Annotated in this window: 22 protein-coding genes; 11 read left to right on the plus strand and 11 right to left on the minus strand. The window is 73.3% G+C overall.

Annotated elements, in window-relative coordinates:
* The first annotated feature begins 317 nt into the window (after positions 1 to 317).
* A complete protein-coding gene (locus ACZ7PG_RS04195) occupies positions 318 to 1,688 on the plus strand; it encodes an SMP-30/gluconolactonase/LRE family protein (RefSeq protein ID WP_470237632.1) in 1,371 nt (456 codons plus the stop codon).
* Positions 1,689 to 1,888: 200 nt separating this feature from the next.
* On the opposite strand, the gene ACZ7PG_RS04200 is transcribed toward ACZ7PG_RS04195, so the two are convergent.
* The 3 genes from ACZ7PG_RS04200 to ACZ7PG_RS04210 all read right to left on the minus strand — a co-directional run bounded on the left by ACZ7PG_RS04200 (position 1,889) and on the right by ACZ7PG_RS04210 (position 4,689).
* Positions 1,889 to 2,758, minus strand: coding sequence for a hypothetical protein (locus ACZ7PG_RS04200; RefSeq protein ID WP_470237633.1), 870 nt, complete (start codon positions 2,756 to 2,758; stop codon positions 1,889 to 1,891).
* A 226-nt stretch (positions 2,759 to 2,984) separates the two neighbouring features.
* Complete coding sequence (locus ACZ7PG_RS04205) at positions 2,985 to 3,698, minus strand: hypothetical protein (RefSeq protein ID WP_470237634.1); 714 nt, start codon at positions 3,696 to 3,698, stop codon at positions 2,985 to 2,987.
* A 106-nt stretch (positions 3,699 to 3,804) separates the two neighbouring features.
* Positions 3,805 to 4,689, minus strand: coding sequence for an SDR family NAD(P)-dependent oxidoreductase (locus ACZ7PG_RS04210; protein ID WP_470237635.1), 885 nt, complete (start codon positions 4,687 to 4,689; stop codon positions 3,805 to 3,807).
* A 92-nt stretch (positions 4,690 to 4,781) separates the two neighbouring features.
* On the opposite strand from ACZ7PG_RS04210, the gene ACZ7PG_RS04215 reads away from it, so the two are divergent.
* Entirely contained in the window at positions 4,782 to 5,444 is a 663-nt protein-coding gene (locus tag ACZ7PG_RS04215) for a TetR/AcrR family transcriptional regulator (protein ID WP_470237636.1), read from the plus strand.
* 4 nt (positions 5,445 to 5,448) lie between these two features.
* Here the strand turns inward: ACZ7PG_RS04215 and ACZ7PG_RS04220 are convergent, their stop codons facing one another.
* The 7 genes from ACZ7PG_RS04220 to ACZ7PG_RS04250 all read right to left on the minus strand — a co-directional run bounded on the left by ACZ7PG_RS04220 (position 5,449) and on the right by ACZ7PG_RS04250 (position 12,903).
* Complete coding sequence (locus ACZ7PG_RS04220) at positions 5,449 to 6,660, minus strand: serine/threonine-protein kinase (protein WP_470237637.1); 1,212 nt, start codon at positions 6,658 to 6,660, stop codon at positions 5,449 to 5,451.
* Between the two features lie 107 nt (positions 6,661 to 6,767).
* A complete protein-coding gene (locus tag ACZ7PG_RS04225) occupies positions 6,768 to 7,646 on the minus strand; it encodes an SIS domain-containing protein (RefSeq protein WP_470237638.1) in 879 nt (292 codons plus the stop codon).
* Between the two features lie 20 nt (positions 7,647 to 7,666).
* Positions 7,667 to 8,974, minus strand: coding sequence for an alpha-galactosidase (gene melA / locus ACZ7PG_RS04230; RefSeq protein WP_470237639.1), 1,308 nt, complete (start codon positions 8,972 to 8,974; stop codon positions 7,667 to 7,669).
* A 40-nt stretch (positions 8,975 to 9,014) separates the two neighbouring features.
* Positions 9,015 to 9,884, minus strand: coding sequence for a carbohydrate ABC transporter permease (locus ACZ7PG_RS04235; RefSeq protein WP_470237640.1), 870 nt, complete (start codon positions 9,882 to 9,884; stop codon positions 9,015 to 9,017).
* Entirely contained in the window at positions 9,881 to 10,795 is a 915-nt protein-coding gene (locus ACZ7PG_RS04240; RefSeq protein WP_470237641.1) for a carbohydrate ABC transporter permease, read from the minus strand. Before ACZ7PG_RS04240 ends, ACZ7PG_RS04235 begins: the two co-directional genes overlap by 4 nt.
* A gap of 9 nt (positions 10,796 to 10,804) precedes the next feature.
* Positions 10,805 to 12,070, minus strand: a complete 1,266-nt coding sequence (locus ACZ7PG_RS04245) for an ABC transporter substrate-binding protein (RefSeq protein ID WP_470237642.1) — start codon at positions 12,068 to 12,070, stop codon at positions 10,805 to 10,807.
* Positions 12,070 to 12,903, minus strand: a complete 834-nt coding sequence (locus ACZ7PG_RS04250) for an endo alpha-1,4 polygalactosaminidase (protein ID WP_470237643.1) — start codon at positions 12,901 to 12,903, stop codon at positions 12,070 to 12,072. Before ACZ7PG_RS04250 ends, ACZ7PG_RS04245 begins: the two co-directional genes overlap by 1 nt.
* Before the next feature lie 248 nt (positions 12,904 to 13,151).
* On the opposite strand from ACZ7PG_RS04250, the gene ACZ7PG_RS04255 reads away from it, so the two are divergent.
* From ACZ7PG_RS04255 to ACZ7PG_RS04275, 5 genes are all read left to right on the plus strand, one after another.
* Complete coding sequence (locus ACZ7PG_RS04255) at positions 13,152 to 14,240, plus strand: sensor histidine kinase (protein ID WP_470237644.1); 1,089 nt, start codon at positions 13,152 to 13,154, stop codon at positions 14,238 to 14,240.
* Positions 14,233 to 15,621 carry a hypothetical protein gene (locus ACZ7PG_RS04260; protein ID WP_470237645.1) on the plus strand — a complete coding sequence of 463 codons (1,389 nt, stop codon included), beginning with the start codon at positions 14,233 to 14,235 and terminating at the stop codon, positions 15,619 to 15,621. Before ACZ7PG_RS04255 ends, ACZ7PG_RS04260 begins: the two co-directional genes overlap by 8 nt.
* Positions 15,606 to 16,256, plus strand: a complete 651-nt coding sequence (locus ACZ7PG_RS04265; RefSeq protein WP_470237646.1) for a response regulator transcription factor — start codon at positions 15,606 to 15,608, stop codon at positions 16,254 to 16,256. Before ACZ7PG_RS04260 ends, ACZ7PG_RS04265 begins: the two co-directional genes overlap by 16 nt.
* Before the next feature lie 170 nt (positions 16,257 to 16,426).
* Positions 16,427 to 17,053 (plus strand): hypothetical protein, encoded by a 627-nt coding sequence (locus ACZ7PG_RS04270; RefSeq protein WP_470237647.1) that lies wholly within the window; start codon positions 16,427 to 16,429, stop codon positions 17,051 to 17,053.
* Between the two features lie 31 nt (positions 17,054 to 17,084).
* A complete protein-coding gene (locus tag ACZ7PG_RS04275; protein WP_470237648.1) occupies positions 17,085 to 17,231 on the plus strand; it encodes a hypothetical protein in 147 nt (48 codons plus the stop codon).
* A 78-nt stretch (positions 17,232 to 17,309) separates the two neighbouring features.
* Here the strand turns inward: ACZ7PG_RS04275 and ACZ7PG_RS04280 are convergent, their stop codons facing one another.
* Positions 17,310 to 17,543: a hypothetical protein gene (locus ACZ7PG_RS04280; RefSeq protein ID WP_470237649.1), complete on the minus strand. Its 234-nt coding sequence runs from the start codon at positions 17,541 to 17,543 to the stop codon at positions 17,310 to 17,312.
* A gap of 393 nt (positions 17,544 to 17,936) precedes the next feature.
* Between ACZ7PG_RS04280 and ACZ7PG_RS04285 the strand changes: the two genes are divergently transcribed.
* The 4 genes from ACZ7PG_RS04285 to ACZ7PG_RS04300 are packed head-to-tail and all read left to right on the plus strand — an operon-like array spanning position 17,937 to position 23,361.
* A complete protein-coding gene (locus tag ACZ7PG_RS04285; RefSeq protein ID WP_470237650.1) occupies positions 17,937 to 20,165 on the plus strand; it encodes a hypothetical protein in 2,229 nt (742 codons plus the stop codon).
* Positions 20,158 to 21,423, plus strand: a complete 1,266-nt coding sequence (locus tag ACZ7PG_RS04290) for a hypothetical protein (protein WP_470237651.1) — start codon at positions 20,158 to 20,160, stop codon at positions 21,421 to 21,423. The genes ACZ7PG_RS04285 and ACZ7PG_RS04290 overlap by 8 nt, the downstream gene beginning before the upstream one ends.
* A gap of 24 nt (positions 21,424 to 21,447) precedes the next feature.
* Positions 21,448 to 22,041, plus strand: a complete 594-nt coding sequence (locus ACZ7PG_RS04295; protein ID WP_470237652.1) for a hypothetical protein — start codon at positions 21,448 to 21,450, stop codon at positions 22,039 to 22,041.
* An 18-nt stretch (positions 22,042 to 22,059) separates the two neighbouring features.
* The gene (locus ACZ7PG_RS04300; RefSeq protein ID WP_470237653.1) at positions 22,060 to 23,361 is read left to right on the plus strand and encodes a hypothetical protein; all 1,302 of its coding nucleotides are present in this window, start codon (positions 22,060 to 22,062) and stop codon (positions 23,359 to 23,361) included.
* Positions 23,362 to 23,364: the final 3 nt, after the last annotated feature.

Consider the following 23,364-nt stretch of genomic DNA (forward strand, 5'->3'; position numbering starts at 1 on the left):
TCCTTCGCGGTGTGGTACCCGGCACATGCTAAGCGGTCGGTCAGGTGCTCATTATGCGCGATGGGGTCATCCTCTCAAGCCGACCCACGTCACACCGGACGCGATCCGGCCGGCTCTTCCGCCCAGTGGAAGCGCGAGTCTTGACACCGAAAATCACGAGTACTTACGATCATCCTCACGCCTTCAAGCCGGGCCGGTTCTTCGAGCTTCCCCCGACAGCCGCCACTGTCTCCGCATTCGTGAGGAGTGGCATGGTCTCCCCGTCCAGTTCACGAAAACCGCGCGCCCGTGTGAGAGTCCACTTCGGACGGTGGGCCGTGGCCGCCGCCCTCGCCGCGGGCGGCCTGGCAGTCGCCGTCCCGGCCTCGGCGGCCGGCCCCGGCCCGATCACCGGCATCGGCGGCAAGTGCGTCGACGTCCCCGGCAGCGCCGACGGCACCCGCGTGCAGCTCTGGTCGTGCACCGGCGGAGCGGCCCAGCAGTGGACTCCCGGCCCGGACGGCACGGTCGTGGCCGCGTCGGGCCAGTGCCTGGACGTGGCGGGCGGGTCGGCGCAGAACGGCGCCGCGGTGCAGGTCTACGCCTGCAACGGCACCGGCGCCCAGCGCTGGGCCGACCGGGGCGGCGGCCTCGTCACCACCGCGTCCGGCAAGTGCCTCGACGCCACCGGCGGCTCCGGCGCGGACGGCACCCGGCTGCAGACCTGGACCTGCACGGGCGGCGCGAACCAGACGTGGCAACTGCCCGGCGGCACGACCCAGCCGGCCGGCGGCCCGTGCCCGCCAGGCCCGTTCGGCTCCCCGCTGCCGTCGGCCCACCTCAACGCGACCAAGATCCGCGACGGCTTCAACTTCCTCGAAGGCCCGACCTGGGACAAGGCGAGCCAGACGCTGCTGCTGACGAACATGCACGACGGCGCGGGCGCGGAGAACGTCCAGCCGTCGGACGTCCTGCGCTACTCCCCCGCGACCGGCGCGTTCACCACCGTCATCGCGGACGCGGGCAGCAACGGGCTGGCGCTGGGCCGCGACGGCACGTCCCTCATCGCGGCGACGCACGACCGGCGCAGCGTCTCCCGCTACGACCTCGCGACCGGGCAGCGCACCACGCTCGCGGCGAACTTCCAGGGCCGGGCGTTCAACTCGCCCAACGACCTCACCGAAGGCCCGGACGGCACGGTGTACTTCACCGACCCCGACTTCCAGCGGGCGGACCGCCCGGACGGGATGGCCGGCAAGACCGGGGTGTTCCGCGTCCGCGACGGCGTCGTCTCCCTGATCGACGACACCATCCGCGAACCCAACGGCATCGAGCTGTCCCCCGACGGCAAGACGCTCTACGTGGGCGGCAACGCCACCGGCAAGATCTACCGCTACCCGGTCGACTCCGACGGCAGCACCGGCGCCCGCGGCGACTTCGCGTCCCTGGGCGGCACCGACGGCGGCACGATCGACTGCGCGGGCAACGTGTACCAGGTGACCTACGGGGACGGCGTCGTCCACGTGTTCGCCCCGTCCGGTCAGGCCCTGGGCTCGATCTCCGCCGGGCCGAACGCGACCAACGCCGCGTTCGGCGGCCCGGACGGCCAGACGCTGTACATCACGTCCGGCACGCCGTCCGCCGGGAACGAGAGCGGGAACTTCGGGCTCTACAGCGTTCGGCTGAATGTGCCGGGCTGGCCCTACTGAGGCAAAGGAGCGGGCCGGCGCGCCGAGGGGGAGGGGGCGCGCCGGCCCGCAGGGAAGACAGTAACCCGGCGGCTACGACTTCGCGCGCTCATCCGCGGATCGGACGCCGGATTTCGCAGAAGAGTGGCATTGCGCGCACGAGCCGCGGATCTTCCCGGGAGGGGCGGGCCGGCGCCGGCCCGCCCATCCCGGGCCGCGGATCAGTCGCCGCAGATGCCCTGCACCGCCGTCGGTCCCCAGGTGGCGCCGGTCGGCGTCGCCTCGACCGCCGCCGACTCCAGCTGGCTGCCCGGGAAGACCACCTGCAGGCCGATGCCGGGCAGCGGGCTGTTGACCGCGGCACCGACGCCCAGCGTCTTGCTGCCGTTGCCGTTGCCGCAGCGGGAGAACGCGACCTGCACCGGGTCGGAGTTCGGGGTCGTGGGCGTCGAGAGCCCGAAGCTGGTCCCGTAGTTGCGCGGGAAGGGAGCGCAGACCGCGAACACGTCGAGCTCCCAGATGCCGGCGAACCCGTCGGCGTCCTCCAGCGCCTTCGCCTGCGCCACCCGGAACGTCTCGGCGAACTCGTAGACCAGCGTGGCCTGCCCGTCGGCGCCCAGGACCTGCGTACCGAGGCCGAGCACGGCCTCGTTGTCCGACCCGCAGTCCGCCCTCGCGATCTGCGTCGAGTTGGACGAGATCGACCGGCCGACGACCAGGTGCATCCCCGCGATCGGCGGCGCGCAGATCGCGAACGCCTGCACCGACCAGTCGGCGGTCGTTCCGGGCGACAGCTCGAACGCGCCCGCCTCGTAGGTGTCCCGGCCGCCGGTCGTCGAGGGTGCGGGTCGCATTTCGGACAGCACCACCCGTTCCGACTCCGGGGTCCGCGCCTGGACCTGCGCCCAGCCACCCCCGCCGAGCACCTTGGTACCGGCCGGGCACACGGCCGACGGCGCGAACTTCGGCGACGCCGAGTTGCTCACCGACAGCGGTCCCACGACCACCTGCACCGTGCCGACCGCCGCCGCCGGCGCGGCGGCCGCCACCGGCAGCCCCACGCACACTCCCGCGACCACCGCGAGACTCATGACCATCCGCAGACCCCGCGATCGGGGCCCGCTCATCCGTACTTTCACCCTGGTACTCCCCACCGGCAGTCGCCGAAGTCGGTCGGCCGGAACCCGGCCGACGTGTTCCCTCCCGGAACAGGAAGCCCACCGTGCCAGGGGCCGTCGACAATCCGTCGACAATTCGGACACGAAAAAGCCGGGGCGCCGTCCTCTCGGACAGCGCCCCGGCTCCGGGCCGGTTCGGCTACCGGCTCTTGTTCTCCGTCTTGCCCGCCGCCGCGTGGCCGTTGGTTCCCGTGGGCGACTTCGGGGCCGGCGGCTTCGGGGCCGCGGGCGGTGTGGGCGCCGGCGGGACCGCCTTGTCGGCCGGCACGGAAGCCGGCACGGAAGCGGGCGCCGGGGTCGCCGCCGGCTCCGTGGCCTTCTCCTCCTCCACCAGCGGGTTCGACCGCCGCACCTGCACGACGGCCACGATTCCCGCGGCCACCGCGCCGAGTGCCAGGAGCCACGGCCAGCGGGACCGGCGGGACCGGTTTCCGCGCGCCACGCTCTTCGCTTCCTCCAGCGCCACCGCGAGGTCGCGCTTCGCCGTCGCGACCGCCTTGCGCCGCTTGCGGTTCGACTCGCCCGTCGAGCCCGCCACCGTCGCGATCGCCTGGGCCGCCTTGCGGCCCGGGTCGCGCAGCTTCACCGCGCGGGACAGCACCTCGTCGCGGGCGGCGACCGAGTGCTTTCGCACGTCACGGCGGGACGAACGGGTGCTCTTGTCGAAGTCCTTGGTCGCCGAGCGGCCGACCTTCGCGAGCTCGTCCGCGCTCTCCGACAGCTTGCGGTCGGTGATCTCCACCGCCCGCACGGCCGCGGCCGCGCCCACTCGTGCCGCTTCCGCGGCGAGATCCCGGACACCGGCGGCCGCCGTCTTCACCGATCGCCCGACCGGAGCATCGCCCTGGCTCATTGTGATCACCTCTCACTAGTCCCGCAGGCAGGGCCTGCTCAGCCTCACACCTGTGGGCTACCCACCAATCGGCCTTCCGGAACCTCCGACCACTCGTCGGTGTCGGTCAGGCCCGCACGTCGGGCAGGCTCTTGCCGCGCTGGCGGCGCCACGCGTCGCCGGATTCGGCGTCGTCGGTGGACGTGCTCAGGTGCGCCCACTTCGCGTCGGTGTCGACGCGGTGCTGCCACGCCTCGCGCCCGTACTCGTAGGCGTCGCTGCCCGCCAGCAGGCGCAGCGGCGGCTCGTCGAGGCCCGCGACGGTGAGCACCAGGTCGGCGACCTTCCGCGGGTCGCTGTTCGCGTGCCGCTCGAAGTCGGCCATCGCCCGGGCCGACGCGCCGACCGTCGCCTCGTACGGCTCGCTGATCGGCGGCGTTGTCATCGACGCGCCGCCCCAGTCGGTGCGCATCCCGCCCGGCTCGAGGACCGTGAGCTTGATGCCCAGCGGGGCGACCTCGGCGGCGAGCGCTTCGGTGAACCCGCCGACCGCCCACTTCGCCGACTGGTACGCCGTCATCCCCGGGCTGCCGACGCGGCCGCCGACGGACGAGATCTGGATGATCCGGCCGCCACCCTGCCCGCGCAGCACCGGCACCGCGGCCTTGGTGACGTAGACCGTGCCGAGGAAGTTCGTCTCGATCTGCCGTCGGAAGACGTCCAGCGTCGTGTCCTCGAGGGACGCGCGGTCGCCCTGGCCGGCGTTGTTGACCACGACGTCGATCCGGCCGAACGCGGCGACGCCGGCGGCCACCGCGGCTTCGGCGGCCGCCGGGTCGGTGACGTCCAGCGGCTCGACGTGGACGCGGTCGCCGTAGCGGGTCACGAGGTCGTCCAGGGACCGCGGGTCCCGGGCGGTCGCGACGACGCGGTGGCCGGCGACGAGGGCCCGCTCGGCGATCTGCCGGCCGAGGCCGCGCGACGAGCCGGTCACGAAAAACACTGAACCCATGGAAGCTCCTTCGTTAACGCAATGCCTTTGCGTTAATTCGAACGTACGCGCGCCGCGGAGTTAAGTCAAAGCGGTTGCGTTATCGTGGTGAGGTGACCCAGCCCCGCCAGCGCGCCCGCTCCGACCAGGACAAAGAGGTGCGCAAGACCGCCCTGCTGACCGCCGCGCGCGAGCTCGCGGTCGAACGTGGCGTGCGCGAGGTCACCCTCACCGAGGTGACGAGCCGGGTCGGCCTGCACCCATCGGCGCTGCGCCGGTACTTCGAATCCCGCGAGGAGCTGCTGCTCGAACTGGCGGAACAGGGCTGGGCGGACTGGCGCTCGCGGCTGCTGGCCGACCTGGGCTCCCACCGCTTGAGCCCGGTGGAGGTCGCGGAGGCCGTCGCCGGGTCACTGGACGCGCTCCCCCTGTTCTGCGACCTGCAGACGCACGTCGGGCTCAGCCTGGAGGGCGCGGTCCGGCTGGAGCGGGCGCGCGGCTACAAGACCGCCGCCTCCGAGGCGTTCGACGCGATGACGGCGGCCCTGGTCGAGGCCGGCGACGGCCTGGACGCCGACGGCGCCCGGACCCTCCTGACGGCGGCGATGAGCTGCGCGGCGTACCTGTTCCAGCTGTCCCGGCCGTCGCCGACCCTGCGCCGGCTCTACGACGAAGTCCCCCGGTGGGCCCACAGCGCTCTGCGGTTCCGCGAACAGCTCACGACGCTGCTGCGGGCGGTCGCCCTCGGCGTGCAGCGCCCGGCCGAAGCGCCGTGAAGCGTCAGTGACCGGCCGGGCCCTTGCCCTTCGCCGGGCCGTTCCCCCGGGTCTTGCCCTTGGCCTTGCCGTTGTTCGCGGGCGGTCCGTCCACCGCGTCCGACGTGACCGGCCGGGGCACCACCGCCGCTTCGCGCGACCCCATCAGGACGGTCGACGCGGGCGGTGACACGGCGACCGACGGCGGCACCGGGCTGCCCGGGACGACCGATCCGGCGACGGGCTCCCCACCCGCACCGGGCGCCGCGGCGTCCGGACCGGTGAGCAGCACGCCGAGCACCACCGCGGTGGCCGCGGTCGCGAGACCGCCGGCCGCGACGAGCTTGCGCCGACGCAGTGCCCGCGCCGCCACCGGCTCCCGCAGCAGCCGCAGAACCTCACCGGCGGTGGGACGCCGATCCGGTTCCCGGGCGGTCATCCGGTCGAGGACGTGGGCCAGCGGTGCGGGCAGATCCCCGGGAACGCGCGGCGACCGGTGCAGCCGCGCCGTCACCGATTCGGCCGGCGTGCCGGGGTACTCGCGCCGGCCGGTCAGGCACTCCAGCAGGATCAGGCCGAGCGCGTAGACGTCGGCCGCCGGCCCGGCCCGCTCGCCGGCGACCTGCTCCGGGGCCAGGTACGCGGCCGTGCCGGTCACCAGGCCGGTGCCGGTGACGTGCGTCGACCCCAGCTCGTGGGCGATGCCGAAGTCGGAGATGAGCGGGCCGTCGCCGCCGAGCAGGACGTTGGCGGGCTTGAGGTCCCGGTGCACGATCCGCCGGTCGTGGACGTGGGCCAGCGCTCCGGCCAGCTCGGCCGCCAGCTCCGTCACCCGCTCGACCGGCATCGGCCCGGCCAGCAGGCGCTGCGCGAGGTTCTCCCCCGACACCAGCTGCATCACCAGGTACGGGCGGTCGCCGTCGGTGCCGCTGTCGTACAGGGCGACGACGCGGGGGTGGTCGATGCTGGCCTGGATGGCCTTCTCCCGGGTCCGGCGCAGCTGGTCCACGGCCACCGCGCCCCGGTCGTACACCTTGACCGCGACGTCCCGGCGCAGCAGCTGGTCGTAGGCCTGGTAGACGCGGGCCGTGGCGCCGCTGCCGATCAGGCCGCCGACCTCGTAGCGCCCGGCGATCACCGCCGGCGGCTCGTCGCGGGCCCACCACGGCCGGACTCCGGCCGCGTCCAGCGAGTACCGGGGGAACGTGCCGCCCTCGCCGGTGTACTCACCGAGCATGGGCGACCTCCGCGAGCTGAGTACGTGCACCGGCCGTGAGGCTCGGTGCCGGGCTACGGCTGCTGGGCTGAACCGCGGAACGATGCGCCGACCTTACCTCCGGTCCGTCAGCTCGCCAGCACCACCGACCGGGTCAGGTGGGCCGGCCGGTCCGGGTCACGGCCCGCCCGCTCCGCCAGCACGACCGCCAGCCGCTGGATCGCGACCAGCTCGGCCAGCGGGTCCAGCCTGCCCTGCCGCAGGAAAGCGCCCGTCGCCTCGACGCGGGACACCAGGTCGGCGTCGAGCGGGGCCAGGCTCCAGACCGCGCGGCCCGGGGCCGCCACCGCGATCGGGCCGTGGCGGTACTCCATCGCCGAGTACGACTCCGTCCACCACGCCGCGGCCTCGCGGACCTTCAGCGCCGCCTCGTTCGCCAGTCCCACGGACCACTCCGTGCCCAGGAAGGAGATCTGGGACGCTGCCACGAACGCGTCGAGCGGCTCCGCCAGCGCCCGCGAGACGTCGCCGAGGGCCCGCTCCACCGGGAGCCCCAGGTGGGCGCGCAGGAGCAGCAGCTGCGTCGTCGGGAACCGGGTCTGCACCACCGAACGCTCGTCGGCGTAGGGCAGGCAGACGACGTCGTCCGACGCGCGGGCCGCGGGCGAATCGGCCACCGCGGTGATCGTCGTGACGCGGGTGCCCGGGCGGACGCGGCCGAGCGCGTCGAGGATCTCCGTCGTCGTGCCGGAGCGGGTCATCGCGAGCACCCGGTCGTACGGGCGGTCGAGCCGCGCTTCCGACGCCGCGAAGACGTCGGTGACGCCCTGACCCGCGTCTTCGCGCAGCCGCGCGTAGCTCTGGGCCATGAACAACGACGTCCCGCAGCCGATGACCACGACGCGCTCGCCCGGCGCCGGCAGCGCGGGCGCGTGGTCCGGCAGCTCCCGCAGGACGCGAGCCCAGCACGACGGCTGGCTGGTGATCTCGTCGAGGGTGTGCGACATGGTTCTCCTGGTCTCGATGGTCAGCGGCCGAGGACGGCGCGCAGTGCGGGCTGGAGCCGGTCGCCGTGCGCGCGGACGAGGTCGTCGCACAGCTCGAAGATCCGCTCGACCGGCAGTGCGGCCGCCGTGGCCGGGTCGATCATCGCGGCGTGCCGGATGTGGCGGGGGTCGTCCTCGACGGCCGCGCGCACGACGAGGTCGTTGGCGCTCAGGTACGTCCGGTTGAGCGCGGCGAGCTGCGGCGGCAGCGCGCCGATCCGGGTCGGCCGGACGCCGGTGCCGTCGACCAGGCACGGCACCTCGACGACGCCGCCGGCGGGCAGGTTCTCGATCAGGCCCCGGTTGACGACGTTGCCGTAGACGGTCCGCGGGGTACCGGTCAGGACACTGTGGACAATCTGCGGCGCGTACTCGCCCGTGCCTTCGACGGGCAGCGGTTCGTCGGCCGCGATCGCCCGCCGGGTCCGTTCGTACTCGGCCTCGTTCTCCGCGACGATGCCGAGGTAGGCCCCGATCGGCAGGCGGAGGCGCTCGATCTCGGAGTCGTGCCCGAGGTACCACGGCACGTACTCGGCGGAGTGCTCGCTGGTCTCCGTCGGGTAGTAGCCGAGCCGCCGCAGCATGTCGAAGCGGACGCGGCGCCGCAGCTGCCCGTCGGTCTCGGCCAGCTCCCGCAACCGCGGGTAGAGGTCGGTGCCCGCGTGCTCGAACCGCAGCACCCACGCCTGGTGGTTGACGCCCGCCGCGACGTAGGTGACCTCGTCGAACGGCACCCCGACGAGCTCGGCGAGGCCGTGCACGGTCCAGTACACCGAGTGGCAGAGCCCGACGACCCGCGTCAGCCCGGTGGCCTCGCTCAGGTACTGGACGTTCATCGCCATCGGGTTGGTGTAGTTCAGCAGCCAGGCTTCCGGGCAGACGTCGGCGATGTCCGCGCCGAGCGCCTTGAGGAAGGGGAACGTCCGCAGCGCGCGGAAGATCCCGCCGATGCCGAGGGTGTCGCCGATGGTCTGGCGCAGGCCGTAGCGCGCCGGGACCTCGAAGTCGGTGCGCGTCGCCTCGGCCATCCCGATCTGGACGATGTTCACGACGAAGTCCGCGCCCGCCAAGGCTTCCCGGCGGTCCGCGTGCGCGGTGAGCACCGGCTTGACGCCCCGCACGGCGGCGATCCGCCGGGCCGCGGCCAGCGCGGTCGCCAGCCGGCCGGGGTCAATGTCGTGCAGGGCGATGTGCGCGCCGTCGAGCTCCGGGTAGGCGAACAGGTCGGCCAGCAGGCCCTGGGTGAACACGACGCTGCCCGCGCCGACGAAGGTGATCTTGGGGGTCATGCGAGGTCCGATCGGGGTGAGGTGGAGGTGGGCGCGGACGTCAGCCCTTGAGCCCGCTGGAGGTGATGGACTGGACGAACGTCTTCTGCGCGCCGAGGAAGGCCAGCAGCACGGGCAGCACCGTGATGACGTTGCCCGCCATCACCGCGGCCCAGTTCGTGTGGTGCTGGCCCTGGAACGTCGTGAGTCCCAGCTGCAGCGTGTACGTCGTGTCGTGGTTGATCGCGATCAGCGGCCAGGTCAGGTCGTTCCACGTGCTCAGGAACGTCAGCACGGCCACCGTGCTCAGCGCGGGCCGCGACAACGGCAGCACGATCGTGAACAGCACGCGCAGCCGCGAGCAGCCGTCGATCCACGCCGCCTCTTCCAGCTCGCGCGGCAGGGACAGGAAGAACTGGCGCAGCAGGAACACCGCGAACGGCGTCACCAGCGACGGCACGATGAGCGCGCCGAGGGTGTCGATCAGGCCGAGCTTCTTCATCACCAGGAACGTCGGGATCATGGTGAGCTGGAACGGGATCGCCATCGTGGCGACCATCAGCGCGAGCATCGTCCGCGACCCGGTGAACCGCATCCGCGCGAACGCGTACCCGCCCAGCGCGCCGAAGAGCAGGTTCGACACCACCGTCACCGCGGAGACGATGAGCGAGTTCGTGAACCAGCGGACGAAGAGCGCGTTCTCGAAGACGTAGCGGTACCCGACGAAGTCCACATGGGACGGCCACAGCGCCGGCGGGAACCGGTTGATCTCGGCGTTGCTCATCACGGAGCTGAGCAGCAGCCACACCAGCGGCGCCGCGAACAGCAGCGCCAGCGGCACCAGCAGCAGGTGCCACGGGCTGAACGGCAGCCGGGGCCGGCGCGGCACGGACAGCACGCGGGTCGCGGGTACTTCGAGCCGGGCCGTCATCGCAGTGCCTTCCCCGGCCGGCGCAGCACGCGCAGGACGACCACGACGACGAGCAGGGCGAGCGCGAGCACGTAGGCCGACGCGGCGCCGTAGCCGGCCGTGAAGTTCTTGAACGCCTGTTCCCAGACGAAGTAGACGATGACCGTCGTGGAGCCGAGCGGGCCGCCCTTGGTCGTCACGTAGACCAGGTCGAACACCTGCAGCGACGTGATCAGCTGCCACAGCACCAGGAACAGCGTCACCGGGGTGATCGCGGGCAGCGTCACGTGCCGCAGCACGCGCCAGGTGCCGGCGCCGTCGAGGCGCGCGGCCTCGACCAGCGACGGCGGGACGTCCTGCAGCGCGGCCAGGTACACCACGACGCAGAAGCCGGTGCCGCTCCACAGCGTGATCCCGACCAGCACCAGCAGCGCCTGCGCCGGGTCGGTCAGGAACCCCTGCGGGGACACGCCGAGGTGGTGCAGCAGGGAGTTGGCCGCGCCGAACTGCGGGTCGAGGATGAAGGAGAACAGCACGCCCTGGGCCGTCGCCGAGAGCACGAACGGGACGAACACCAGCGTCCGGTAGACCCCGACGAGACGGATGCGGCGGTTCAGCGCCTGCGCCAGCAGGAACCCGAACAGGATGCTGAGCGGGACGTAGAGCACCGTGTACAGCACGGTGTTCCCGACCGCCTGCGCGAAGTGCGGGTCCTGGGCGAGGGCGGCGTAGTTGTCCAGGCCGACCCAATGACTCGGGGTCACCAGGTCGTCGGCCTGGAAGGACAGCAGCAGCGACCAGGCCACCGGCACCACGCCGAGCCCGAGGATGATGAGGACGGCGGGCGAGACGTAGGCCCAGGCGGCGGCGGTTTCCCGGCGCCGCCTGCGTTGTACAGGAGTGACGGTGATGGGCCTCGGCAGTCCGGGCATGGCGGCTCCCTATCGCGGAATGATCAGGGCGGCGTTCGCGGCCGCGGCGCAGTCGCGCAGCGCGTCGGCCGGCGTCGCCTGACCGAGCAGCACCGCGACGATCGCGGTGCCGACGGCCGCCGACACCTGGGGGTAGGCCGGGTGCACCGGCCGGACGCGGGCGCTGTCCAGCGCGTCGACGAACACCGGCAGGCCCGGCGTCTCGGCGGTTTTCTGCTGCCACGCGGGCAGTTGCTGCGTCCGGCGGCTCAGCGGGAGGCTGCCCGCGCCGTCATCCCAGCGGACGTCCTGGGCCGGGTCCGCCAGCCAGGACAGGAAGGTGCGCGCCGCCTCGACGCGCTCCTCGCCGTTGTCGAAGAGCGTCCAGGTGTCCGGGCCGGAGATGGTCACCGGCCGGCCGCTGAAGCTGGGCAGCGGCACGACCGCGTAGTCGACCCCGGCGTCGGTGATGTCGGGCAGCTGCCACGGGCCGGTCGGGACCATGCCGATGTGGCCCGCCTCGAACGCCTGGTACATCTGCTCGCTGCCGGTCTTCGGGTCGAGGTAGACGGCCTTCGCCGCGGCGAGGTCGCGGACGACCTCCAAGGCCCGCACCCCTTCGTCGGCGAACCCGATGCCGCGCCCGCCCGCGCCGATGACGTCGCCGCCGAGGTCCCACACCATCGGCCAGATCCGCCACACGGTGTCCTCGTCACCGGTGGCGGGCCACGCGGTGCCGAAGGTGCCGTCGCCGGCGTCAGTGAGCTTCTCGGCCGTGCCGACGAAGTCGGCCCAGGTCCAGCCCGCGGCGGGCAGCGGGATCCCGGCCTTGTCGAACAACGTCTTGTTGCACACCACGGCCAGTGAGTCGAGCAGCGCCGGGACCGCGCGGACGCGGCCGTTGACGGTGACCGCCTCCCGGGCCGGGGCCCAGAAGCCGGGACCCGCGTCGACGAGGTCGGTGACGTCGACGACGCTCGGGCTGCGCGCCACGCTGGCGAGGTCCGAACCGAAGACGTAGGCGATGTCCGGGAACGACCCCGACGCGAGCGCCGCGGTGACCTTCTGGAGCATCGCGTCGGCGAGCACGCCGCCGCCCAGGTCGATCCGGATCCCGGGGTGCGTCGCGTGGAAGTCCGCGACGAGCGCGTCGAGGACCTTCTTGCCGGTGTCGGTCTGGCCGTGCCAGATCTCGACGGTGACCGGGCCGCCGGTGGCGCGCGCCGGGCCGCAGCCGGCCACGGCGGCGCCGAGGGCCAGACCGCCGGCGCCGCGCAGGAATCCGCGGCGGTCCATCAGCAGGTCTTGCGGACGTAGCCGGCTTCGCCCTTCGGGACGACGTCGAGGTCGCGCCGCACGATGCTCAGGGAGCTCCAGCGGCTGCAGGCGGTCTTGAGCCCGCTGTCGGTGTATTCGATGACGATCACGTGGTCGCCGAACGCGGGCGTGAACTCACCGCAGTTCTTCTGCTGCCCGCATTCCTCGGCGATGGCGAAGTCGAGCCCGTTCGCCTGGCGCTGATCGGACAGCTCGGAGGTGTTCTTCTGCGCGATCGCCAGGCCCTTCGCGTGGGCGTGGGCGGACAGCAGGCGGATGTAGGCCTGGGCGTTGCTGTCGGTCAGAAGTCCTTTGGAGCGCGTGTAACTGTCGAAGTTGTCGGGCTCGATGGCCTGGAAGCCCCTCGCCGCGCAGTCGTCGACCCAGGTGTCGACCTTGGCCGCGACGCGGGTGCGCTTGTCCGCGGTGCGGAGGTCGAGCAGGGCCTCGTCCCAGTCCTCGTCGATGACGACCTTTCCGTTGGCATCGCGGAGAAGGAGGTCGCCCCACTCGCTCTCGGCGCCGGGCTGGGCCTGGAAAGCGTTGACGTAGCAGATGTTGTAGAGCCCGGCGGCGGGCTGGGCGGTGTGGTCGCGGCTGACGACCTTGACGTCGCTCGCCGGGGTGTAGGCGCCGCCGATCTGGTAGTCGAAGCCGGCCTTGACGGGCGGTGGGGTGACCGCGGCCTGGGTTTCGGTCGCCGCGGAGGCCGAGCACGCGGTGCCGGCCACGACGACGGCCGCCAGTGCGGCGCCGGCGAGGAACTGAACGCGGGAAGAGGGCATCATCGAGCTCCGGATGATGGTGGGCACGACCCCGCCTCGGACCACGTGCGCGTCCTGGCGACTCAGTCCGGGCTCGCGGCGGAGGCCGACATACCGGCTGGGCGTACCTCTGACGTCGGGCGTCCGTTCCGACGTGCTCAGCAGTAAAGCGAGCAACACCGGGCATGTCAAGTGCGTGATAGTGCAGGAAGTTCGCCCTTATTGGACAGAATTGTGCGTCGGGCGGCGCCTGGTAGAAACAGTACGTCCGATTTCCGCAGTTCGCCGGGGGTGTGATGACGGCCAGCGCGCCGGGGCCGGTCGAGGCGCAGCTCCGGGCGTCCGTCACCCGGTTCGCGGGGCCCGCGCGGGCCGTCGCGACCACGGCCGTCGGCGTCTTCGGCGTGGTCGCCGCGCCCGGTGGCTGGGTGGCCTACGGCCTGCTGGCTTTGACGCTCGTGGCGGGGGTCGCCGACGTCCGCGGCGGGCGGCGGGTGTCGTTCGCGCTGTCGGTGCTGCGGGCGGGTGCGGTGGGCGCGTGCCAGCCGTGGATCACGTCGGTGCCGGGCGAGGCGAGCCTGTGGGCGGTGAACGTCCTGACGATCACGGCGATCACCTGGCAGTGGGAGCACCCACCGCGGCTGACCGCGCCGGCGCTGGTGGTGCTGCTGGCGGCGGGGACCGTCGCGGGCGGCGGCGACTGGCTGCCGGCGGCGCTGCGGGTCGTCGTGGAGAGCGTGCTGGCGCGGCTGGCGTTCGTGCTGCTGGTCCGCTCGACGGCCCGGACGGACGCCGCACGCGCCGAGCAGGCGGCACTCGAGCAGGCGGCGGCCCTCGAGAAGGACCGGCGCCGCCGCGAGCGCGAGTACCTGGCTCTGCTGCACGACACGGCGTCGGCAACGTTCTTGACGGTCGCGTCCGGCGCGGCGGCCGACCCGTCCGCGGTGGCCGAGTACGCGGCCCGCGACCTGGCGATCCTGACAGCTTCGCACCGCGAGGAGGACACCCCGGCCGACCTCGAAGCCGGCCTGCGCGCGACGCTCGCCGGGCGCGCGCTGCCGGTCGACGCGGTCTGGGAGCCGGTGCCGTTGATCCCGGCGTCGGCGGCGTTGGCGTTGGTCCGCGCGGCCGAGGAGGCGCTGCGCAACGCGGAACGTCATTCGGGCGCGGAGTCGGTTTCGGTGCGGCTGGGTGGGTCGCCGGACGGGGTGACGGTCACGATCACCGACAACGGCAAGGGCTTCGACCCGGCCGCGGTCCCGCCGGCGCGACGCGGGGTACGCGGCTCGGTGGTCGAGCGAATGCGCGCGGCGGGCGGGACGGCGGAGGTTGCGTCGAGTGCCGGGGCGGGGACGACTGTGACGCTGAGGTGGTCCCGTGCGTGAGCCGGCTGGAGGTGAAGGGGCGGCCGGAGGTGAAGGGACGGCCGAGGAAACGGCGACTCGCGGCTTCTCGATCGCCGAGACCACCTCCCGCCCAGCCACCGCGCGCAGTGCACCCCGCGAACCCGCGGGCGTGCACCCCGCGGCCGCCGAAACCTCCCGGCCGACCGCCGCACGCAGCACACTCAGCGAACCCGCGGGCGTAACCGCACCGCACCCCGCGCCCGCCGAAGCCGCGGCGGAAGGCACGTCGAGCCCCGGCGCGGGGACAACCGCCCTCGCCGAAACCGCGCCCGCCACCACCGCCGATCCCGCCGTGCGGCTCGCCGCGGCCATCCGGATCGTGCTGCTCGGCGTGACCGCGATCATCCAGCCCGGGCTCGGCCTCGCTCCCCTCCTCCGGAACCAAGCCGCCTACCAGCCGGCCCTCGTCGCCGATCTCGCCTATGGCGTCCTCGCCGGCGTGACCGCTCTCTGCGCCCTCTGGGTGCTGCGCCGCAAGGCGATCCCCGCGGCGGTCGCGGCCGGGGGCACACTCGTCGTGCTCGTCGCTTCCTCCGCCGCGACCGCCGCACTGCCGCCGGACTCCTTCTTCCGGGAACCGCACTGGTCCTTCGGGCTCGTCGGGTGGCACCTTCTCGTGCTGCTCGCCGATCGGCCGCCCGCCTTCCTGATCGCGCTCGCCGTGCACACCGGTGCCAGCGTCACCCAGTTCCTGCTCGGCGGGACCCCGACGCGCACCGAACTCGGTGATGCCGCGATCGTGCTCTTCGGCGTCACCGTCTTCCAGCTCGCCATCGCCGGGCTGATCCGGCTGCTCGACCGTCGCGCCGGTGAGGCCGCCGCGGCCGCCGCCGGGCGGGAACGTCTTGCCATGCGGGCCGCCCTCGCCGCTCAGGCCGGGCGGGATCTGCGCGCCGGGTTCGCCGAACAGCTCGGGGCCACCCTGCCGCTGCTGGCCGGCCTCGCCGACGGCACCGCCGACCCCCGCACGCCCGACACCCGCGCCCGCTGTGCGCTGGCCGCCGCGCAGCTGCGGCGGCTCTTCGCCGAGAACGACGACGTGCCCGACCCGCTCGTGCACGAGGTCACCGCCTGCCTCGACGTCGCCGAGCGGCGCGGGGTCGCCGTGACGCTCGCCGTCAGCGGCGACGTCGTCGACGTCCCGGCGCACGCCCGCCGTGCGCTGACCGGGCCCGTGCTCACCGCGCTCGCGGCGGCCCGCGCCCGGGCGCGCGTCAGCGTGCTGCGCACGCCCGAACTGGTGCGCGTCGCCGTGATCACCGATGGTGACAGCGCGCCGGAGGGATCTTCGGCGGTCCCCGTCACGTCCCACTCCCGGGACGGGCAGACCTGGATGGAGGCGCGGTGGCGACCCGAGTGACGGCCGTGGTCGTCGACGACCACCCGGCGGTGCGCGCCGGCGTGACGTACTGGCTGGCGGGCGGCGACCCGCCGATCGACGTCGTCGCCGAGGGCGAAGACGTCAAAGCCGCCTGGCTCGGCGAGGGCGCGACCGCCGACGTGGTGATCTTCGACCTGCACCTGGGCGGCCCCGCGCCGGCGTTCGGCGACCTGCGACGGCTGGCCGAGGCCGGGCGCCGGGTGGTCGTGTACTCGATGCGCGCGGACGACGACGTCGCCCTGCAGTGCCTCGAACTGGGCGCGCTCTGCTACCTGACGAAGGCCGAAGGGGCCGAGCACCTGGTGGAGGCGACCCGGGCGGCGGCGCAGGACCGGCCCTACACACCGCCGTCGCTGGCCGGGGCGCTCGCCGGCGACCGCTCGGAGACGCGGCCCGCGCTCTCGGCGCGGGAGGCCGAGGTGCTCGTCGAGTGGTTCCAGTCGGAGTCGAAGGAGTTCGTCGCGCACCGGCTGGGGATCTCGGCCAGCACGGTGAACTCCCACCTGGAGCGGATCCGGGTCAAGTACGCGCGCATCGGCCGCGAGGCGCCGACCAAGGCCGCGCTGGTCGCCCGCGCCATCCAGGACGGCCTGATCGGCGTCGACGATCTGTGACCTCCGTGTGGTGCGAACGGACCACACCACCGGTGCCGCGTCCGGGTTAGCGTCCGGCTGACGGAGCCGCGAGGGCGCCCCGTACCGGCCGCCGCGACTGTCCCGGGGGCGGCCGCGGCGCTCGGCTCCGCCCGGCCGGAACCCGTCCGGCGGGCCGTCCGAGGAGATCCATGAAGCACGTCCGCACCACCGCCCTGCTCGCCGCCTGCGCCGCCACCCTGCTGCTGTCCGCGTGCGGCGGAGAGTCCGGCCAGGCCGCGCCCGCCGCCCCGACCAGCGCCCCGGCCGCCCCGGCGTCGGACTCGGCCTCCCCGTCGTCTTCGACGGGCGCGGCCACTCCGGCCGGCGACGTCACCAAGCCCGGCACCGAACTGAAGCTCGGCGAGCGCGCGGTGGTCCCGTTCAAGTACGGCACGACGAAGTCCGGCACGATCGCGATCACCGTCACGGCGATCGAGAAGGGCGCCAACGCCGACCTCGCGAAGTACGGCGATAAAGCGCGGGGCATCACGCCGTACTACCTGCGCGCGACGGTCGAAAACGTCGACGGCGCCGACCTGGCCTACTCCTCGGTGACGCTGCGCGCCCTCGGCGCCGACGGCCGCTCGACCGGCGTGATCATCACCGGCAGCACCGACCGGTGCAAGTCCGGCACGGCGGGCAAGGACTTCACCTCGGCCGGCGCGAAGTTCGAGACGTGCACGCTGCAGGGCGCCCGCGAAGGCAGCGAGGTCGGCGCCGCGACGTTCGACAAGGGCGACGGCTACGACAAGTCGCCGCTGGTCTGGAAGAGCTGACCCGCGCGGGAGCCACGGCCGGGTCGCGGCCGTGGCTCCCGCCCTCGTCACGGCGTGGCCGAACACACCCGCAGCGGCCCGACCCGCGCGCCGGCGGGGGAAGTTCGTCGCGGCCACGGACCAGCCGCCGGACGCGTTCGCCGTCGCTTCGGGGTTGTTCGGCGACGGCGTCCCGTAGCCCACGTCGACGCTGATCCACCCCGACCAGCTCGCCCCGCCGTCGGACGAGGAGTTGCGCCAGATCGGCGTGCGCACCTCACCGCCCCGGACGAACGCGACCAGCTCGCCCGCCGACCTCGCCGCCGCGGCGGGCTCGGACACCGGACCGCGACACCCCGCCCAGGTACTGGAGTCCGATCGTGATGTTCGTGCGCGGGTCGACCTGCGTGCGGAAGAGTTCGGCGCACCCGGTGGCGGCCGCCGCCGCGGGGCCCGCGAGAGTGGCGGCCAGCACGACGACGACCGCGCAGATTGTCTTTGCTGTGCGCAAATTTCCTCCTTGCTCGAATGGAGACGGGACCGAACGCCCGAACCGAGGTGAACCGAGGGCGGCTACCCGGAGACGGCCCGCGACAACGCACGCGGGATCCGCGCGGCAGCGCTACGAACTGGCGATCGCGCGGTACGCCGAGCTGGGATTGGCTGTCGCGGAAGGGATTCGCGTCGAGCCGGCCGGTCTCGCCTAACGAGTTAACGCGCGCGGACACCGGCGCCCACCGCCGAATCCACTTCGGATCCGCCTGCCCGCACGGCTTTTTCCGGCGCGGGGCCCGAGTCCGATGTCCACTGTCGCCTGCCGGACCGCCGTTGTCGACGGATTGTCGACGGGGCGTGGAACCGTGGTCCGGTATCAGTGGAGTCCGGCGAGGCGAGGGAGTTCCCCATGAGCATGCCAGTGCTCAGACCGTACGGGCCGGCCGGCGAGGCCGGCGACCCCGTGACGACCGAAGCGGGCGCGATTTCGCCCTTCGCGCCGGTGACCCTGTCCGGCGGCGCCGAGCCGCGATCGGCTCCTCCGCCCGGGCAGGTGCTGCACTCCCCGTTCGCCGAGGCCGCGTCCGCGGTGGGCGCGTCGGACCTGGGTGCGGAGGCGGCCGGGGCGCTGCTGGCCGAGCTGGACGACGTCCGGTTCGCCGAGGTGCTGGAGCAGCTGGAGGACGACGTCGCCGCGCGGCACCTCCAGTCCGTCGGTACTTGGTCGAGCGAATCCGCGGCGCCCGTCCTCGCCACGGCCGACAGCGCGCGGTGGATGGCGGACCTGGCCGAAGAGGCCGACCGCATGCTCGGTGCCCTGGAAGAACACTTCGGGGACCGGCCGGCGGATTCCGTGCAGGAGAGCGAGATCGACGCGGTCGCCGGCTACCGCGAGGCGGACGGTTTCGCCAATCCCCTGACCTCGCAGCAGCTTTTCCTCGGTGGTCTGCTGGACAAGGCGAAGAAACTGGCGAGGGGCGTGGGCAAGCTCGCGCAGAAGGGGCTCGCCTTCGCCGGCAAGCTCGCGCTGGGACCGCTGTTCGGGATCCTCCGCAAGCTCGTCCGGCCACTGTTGCGGAAGGTGCTCGACAGCGCCATCGGCCGGCTGCCCGAGTCGCTGCGCCCGCTGGCCACGCAGCTGGCGGCGAAACTGCGGGGCAGCGGCGAACTGTCCGCCGAGGAGTCCTTCGCGGAGGAGTTCGACCGCGAGCTCGCCGCGGCCGTGACCGGCGAAAGCGGCCCGCCCGACGGGCAGCCGGAGTTCACCGGCGACGATCCCGGGCCGGGCCACGAGCTGGACGACGCCCGCGCGCGGCTGGCGCGCGAGCTGGCCACCGCCGACCCCGGCGTGCCGCCCACCGAGCAGCTGGAGCAGTTCATCCCCGTGGTGATGGCGGCGCTGCCGCTGATCCGGACGGGCATCGGCATCATCGGCCGCGACAAGGTCGTCGACGCGATCGCCGGCCCCCTCTCGCAGCTGATCTCGGGCATGGTCGGCGCGGACGCGGCCAAGCTGCTGTCCCGGCACATCGCCGGCGCCGGGCTGGGCCTGCTCGGGCTCGAGGCCGGCGGGGACGGAACCCTCGGCGGCGAGGCCCTCGTGGCCGCGACCGAGGACACCGTCCGGCAGGTGATGACGCTGCCACCCGAGTCGCTGGGGCACGAACTGCTCGTCGAGACCGAGGTGCAGGACGCCTTCGCCGAGGCGGCCGCCCGGCACCTGCCCGCCGCGGTGCTGCGGGCCGAGCTGGTCGGACCCGAGCACGGCGTCTGGGTGATGATGCCGCGGGCCACCAAACCCTGCTTCCGCTACAAGAAGTACGGCCGCGTCATCCCGGTCCGGCTCACCCGGCCGATGGCCCGCGCGATCGTCCTCGCCGGGGGCGACACGCTCGAGCGGCGGCTGCTGGAATCCGGTGTGCAGGCATGGCCGGTCGAGGGCGAGGTCGAGCTGTACGAGCTGCTGCCCGGCGGCCGGCCAGGGCACATCGCCGCGTACGAGTCGGCCGACGGCGCGAACGCGGCCGAGTTCGAAGAGCTGACGCAGACGGCCGCGACGCTGCTGACGGGCAACCCCCGCTTCGCCGGGACCCACCGGCACGGCGGGCACGGGCACCACCACCGCCGGGCGGGCAGCCGCTACTTCCGGTTCCGCCGCCAGGGGCGGCCGCTGCACCGCGGGCACCGGCAGGGCTTCGTCATCGGGTTCGACCTGACCGCGCCGCAGCCGGTGCTGCGGGTCAGCCTGCTCATCGGCGAGCGGGACACCCACGAGCTCGCGGCGCAGCTCCAGCGCCGGCAGCTCGTCCAGGTCGTCTCGACCGTGCGGCGGCTGCTCGACGACGCCGCGCTCCAGGCGATGACGACCCGGCTGGAACGGCTGATGACCAAGCACGGCCTCACTGCCCCGGCCGGCGTCGGCAGGCAGCTGGCCCAGCGGCTCGCCGACGGGATGCTGCGGACGGTGTCGGAGCAGCTGCCGGCGTCGGCCCAGACGCTCGCCCAGGCGGCTCAGGATCCCGCCCCCGGAGCGACGCTGACCTTCACGTTCTCCTTCGCCGACCGCGCCGCGGTCGCCGCGGGCACACCGGCCGGCGATCCGGCCGTCACCATCCGGCCGGGACTGCACCGTGACTGACCTCGCGGCGGACCGGCAGACCGAGGCCGAGCTGGTGCACTGGCAGCTCGCGGTCGAAGCGCTGGCCGACCTCGACACGGTGGCCGCGCCCGAGGCGTGGCAGGCGCTGGAGGACTACCTGCAGCGCCGGGTCCGGGGGCGCCTCGCGGAGGTCGTCGCGGTGCTGGTCGCCGAGGGGCGGGCCCTGCACCGCAGGCTCGGCGCGGACGGTGATCCCGCCGGGGTGCGGCAGGCGGTCCTGCGGCTGCGCGCCCGGTACCTGCAGGTGGAGACGATCCTCGACTTCTACGGCGACGCGGTGAACAGCCGGACCAACCCGGCGTTGCGAGCGCTGCTGCGCGGGTACGACACGCTGGCGGGCGACAGCATGGCCGCCGTCCTGAACCGGCTGGGCATCGAGTCGCCGCCCGCGCTGATCTACCTCGACCGCGGGCTGGGCGCGGCGATCCTGCGCGCCGGGATCCGGCTGTGGGACCACAGCCACCCGTCGCCGGCCGCGGCGATCAAGCTGACCCGGCACAACCTCGCCTACCCGACCGCGCTGCTGCACGAGACCGGTCACCAGGTGGCGCACCTGACCGGCTGGACCACCGAACTCGCCGACGCCCTGGGCGCCGTGCTCACGCCGCGCTCGGCGGAGCTGGCGGACCTGTGGCGCGGCTGGGCCGGCGAGATCGCCGCCGACGTCCACGCCTTCGCCCAGGCCGGGTGGGCGCCGGTGGCGGCGCTGGCCAACGTCGTCGACGGACCACCACAGGCGGTGTTCCGGATCCGCTTCAACGACCCGCACCCGTTCCCGTTCCTGCGGGTGCTGTTCAACGCCGAGCTGTGCCGCAGCTGGTTCGGGGCCGGGCCGTGGGACGACGTCGCCGCCGTCTGGCGGCAGCGCAACCCGCTCGCCGAGGCCCCCGGGGACGTGGCCGCGCTGACCCGGCTGAGCCTCGCCGCGCTGCCGGACGTCGTCGACGTGTGCACCCGCCGGCCGATGGCCGCGTTCGGCGGCGCACCGCTGTCGGCGCTGCTCGACCCGCGCCGGGTGTCCCCCGCCGCGCTGGAGTCGCTCGCCCGGCAGGCCGGTCCGTCGTTGCTGGCCTCGGCGTACCTGAGGCGGCGCGAACCGCTGCGGATCCTCGCCCACCTGTCCACCCGCGCGGTGCTCGAACCGGCCGCCGCGGCCGAGCACCAGGCCCGGCTCCTGGCCTGGGTCACCGATGTCGGTGCCGACGCCGCACCGCGCTCCCACCACCACGCCGCTTGACCCGGAGGGGAACAGGAAAACGCCATGACCAATCCCAAGACCGCCGAATCCCGCGTCGCCGCGGGACGGCCGAAAGCGGCCGCCGCACCGGCGGCCAAGACCGAGAAACAGCCCGCCACGAAGTCCACTGAGGACAGTCCGGCGGGCCCGGCGCACAACGGGCAGAACCCGGTGCTGGACCAGCTGGTGGCGCTCACCCGCTCGATCGGCGACCTCGTCCAGCAGAACGTCGGGGCGAGGGATGACCAGCTCACCACCGCGGACACCGACGCGGCGGAGCAGGCGCGGGTCGTCTTCGCCTACGACTTCCTGGGTGTCGTGCTCGGCCGGCGCGCGCCGAGCGTGTTCCAGCTGACGACCGTGACCGTGGTGCGCGACTTCGGCACCCTGACCTTCACCGGGCTCGGCGCGGCGACGGCGGCCAAGATCCGGGCCGCCGACAACACCGTCCGGTTCCTGGAGGGACTGCGGGACGGCATGCCCGTCACCATCGACCAGGGCCCGCAGGCCATCGCCGACAACCGGCGGATCGACTCGATCATCACGTTCACCGTCCGCGGCGGCACGCCGGTGGCGATCGGGCCGTGCCTGGGCCCGGTCGGCGGGGGCGTCGGATAGACGACAGGAGAAACCACCATGTTCTTCCCACTGGCCAAGGCCCTCGGCAACCAGAACGCCGAACTCGGGGCCCAGCGCGTGTTCCGCCTCCACCCGAACCAGCTCGCCTTCCTGCTCGACGAAATCTGGGACTCGGCGCGAAGAACGCCCCAGATCCCCGACCCGTCCGGGGAGAAGGACCTGGTCTTCTTCGCCCGGTTCTTCGACGACACCGTGCTCGACGCGCTGGACCTGCCGACCCAGCCGGGCGACGACCCGTTCTTCTCGACCGACGGGCTCGACGCCTTCCTCGCCCCGTCCGGCATCACCACCACCGGCCCGTTCGAGTGGAGCGGCCGGCCGAACGAGCTGTTCTGCCCGCCGCTGCTGTGGCACCACCTCGCCTACGCCTACGTCCTGGAGAGCACCGGCATCGTCGAGATCTTCGCCGAGGTGGTCCGGCGGCTGGTCGTCGGCGAGACGATGGGGGTCCTGTCCCCGGACAGCATCGCGTGGCTGCGGGCGACCGAGCAGCTGTTCTTCCGCGACCTGCCGACGTTCTCGGTGGCGAGCGTGCTCAGCCAGGTCCGCCCGTTCGACCGGACCAACCGCCGCAACGCCTACTGGCGGATGTTCGGGCTCGACCTCGCGCACGCGGTGCCGCCGCTGTGGGCCGGCTCGGGGCCGCTGTCCGACTGGAAGGAGCTGACCGGGCCGGTCAACCACGACTTCCGGCAGAAGTGGAGCGAGCTGCTGCGGCAGATCTGGATCGGCGTGGAGAACCGGGCCAACAACAGTGGCGCCAACCCGACCGACCCGAGCTACATCGCGCTGCTTTCCCGCGCGCTCAAGGATCTGCTCGGCAACCGCCGGCGCGGCGGCGCCCTCGCCCGCGAAGAGTTCGCCTACGTCACCATGCTGAACTGGTTCCACCTGACCGTGGACAGCGACACGTCGCTGATCGTCGACCTGCAGGCGCAGGCGAGCAGCGCGGCCGACCGGTTGGGGGCGCTGGGCCAGAAGGTCGGGATCACGCCGGCGTTGCGGTCCCGGGAGCTGTTCGACCTGGCCGAGCCGATGTCGACGCTGCTGCGCGGGATCGAGCTCGGGCTGTTCGACACCGAGACGACCGCGACGACGCTGTTCACGAGCGGTACCAACATCTTCCGGGACGTCCTCGACACGATCAACAACTGGCAGTCGGCCACCGGTGAACGGGTCAAGGAGAGCCCCGCGCGGGCCCTGCCGACGGGCGGGCAGCCGCTGCGGGTGCCGGTGCCGGCGGCGTCGCCGGCCGCGATGGCGCCGCTCAACGGCTCGGCCCCGGCCTTGAAGGGGTGAGCG

The sequence above is a fragment of the Amycolatopsis sp. NPDC114504 genome, from assembly GCF_055633595.1.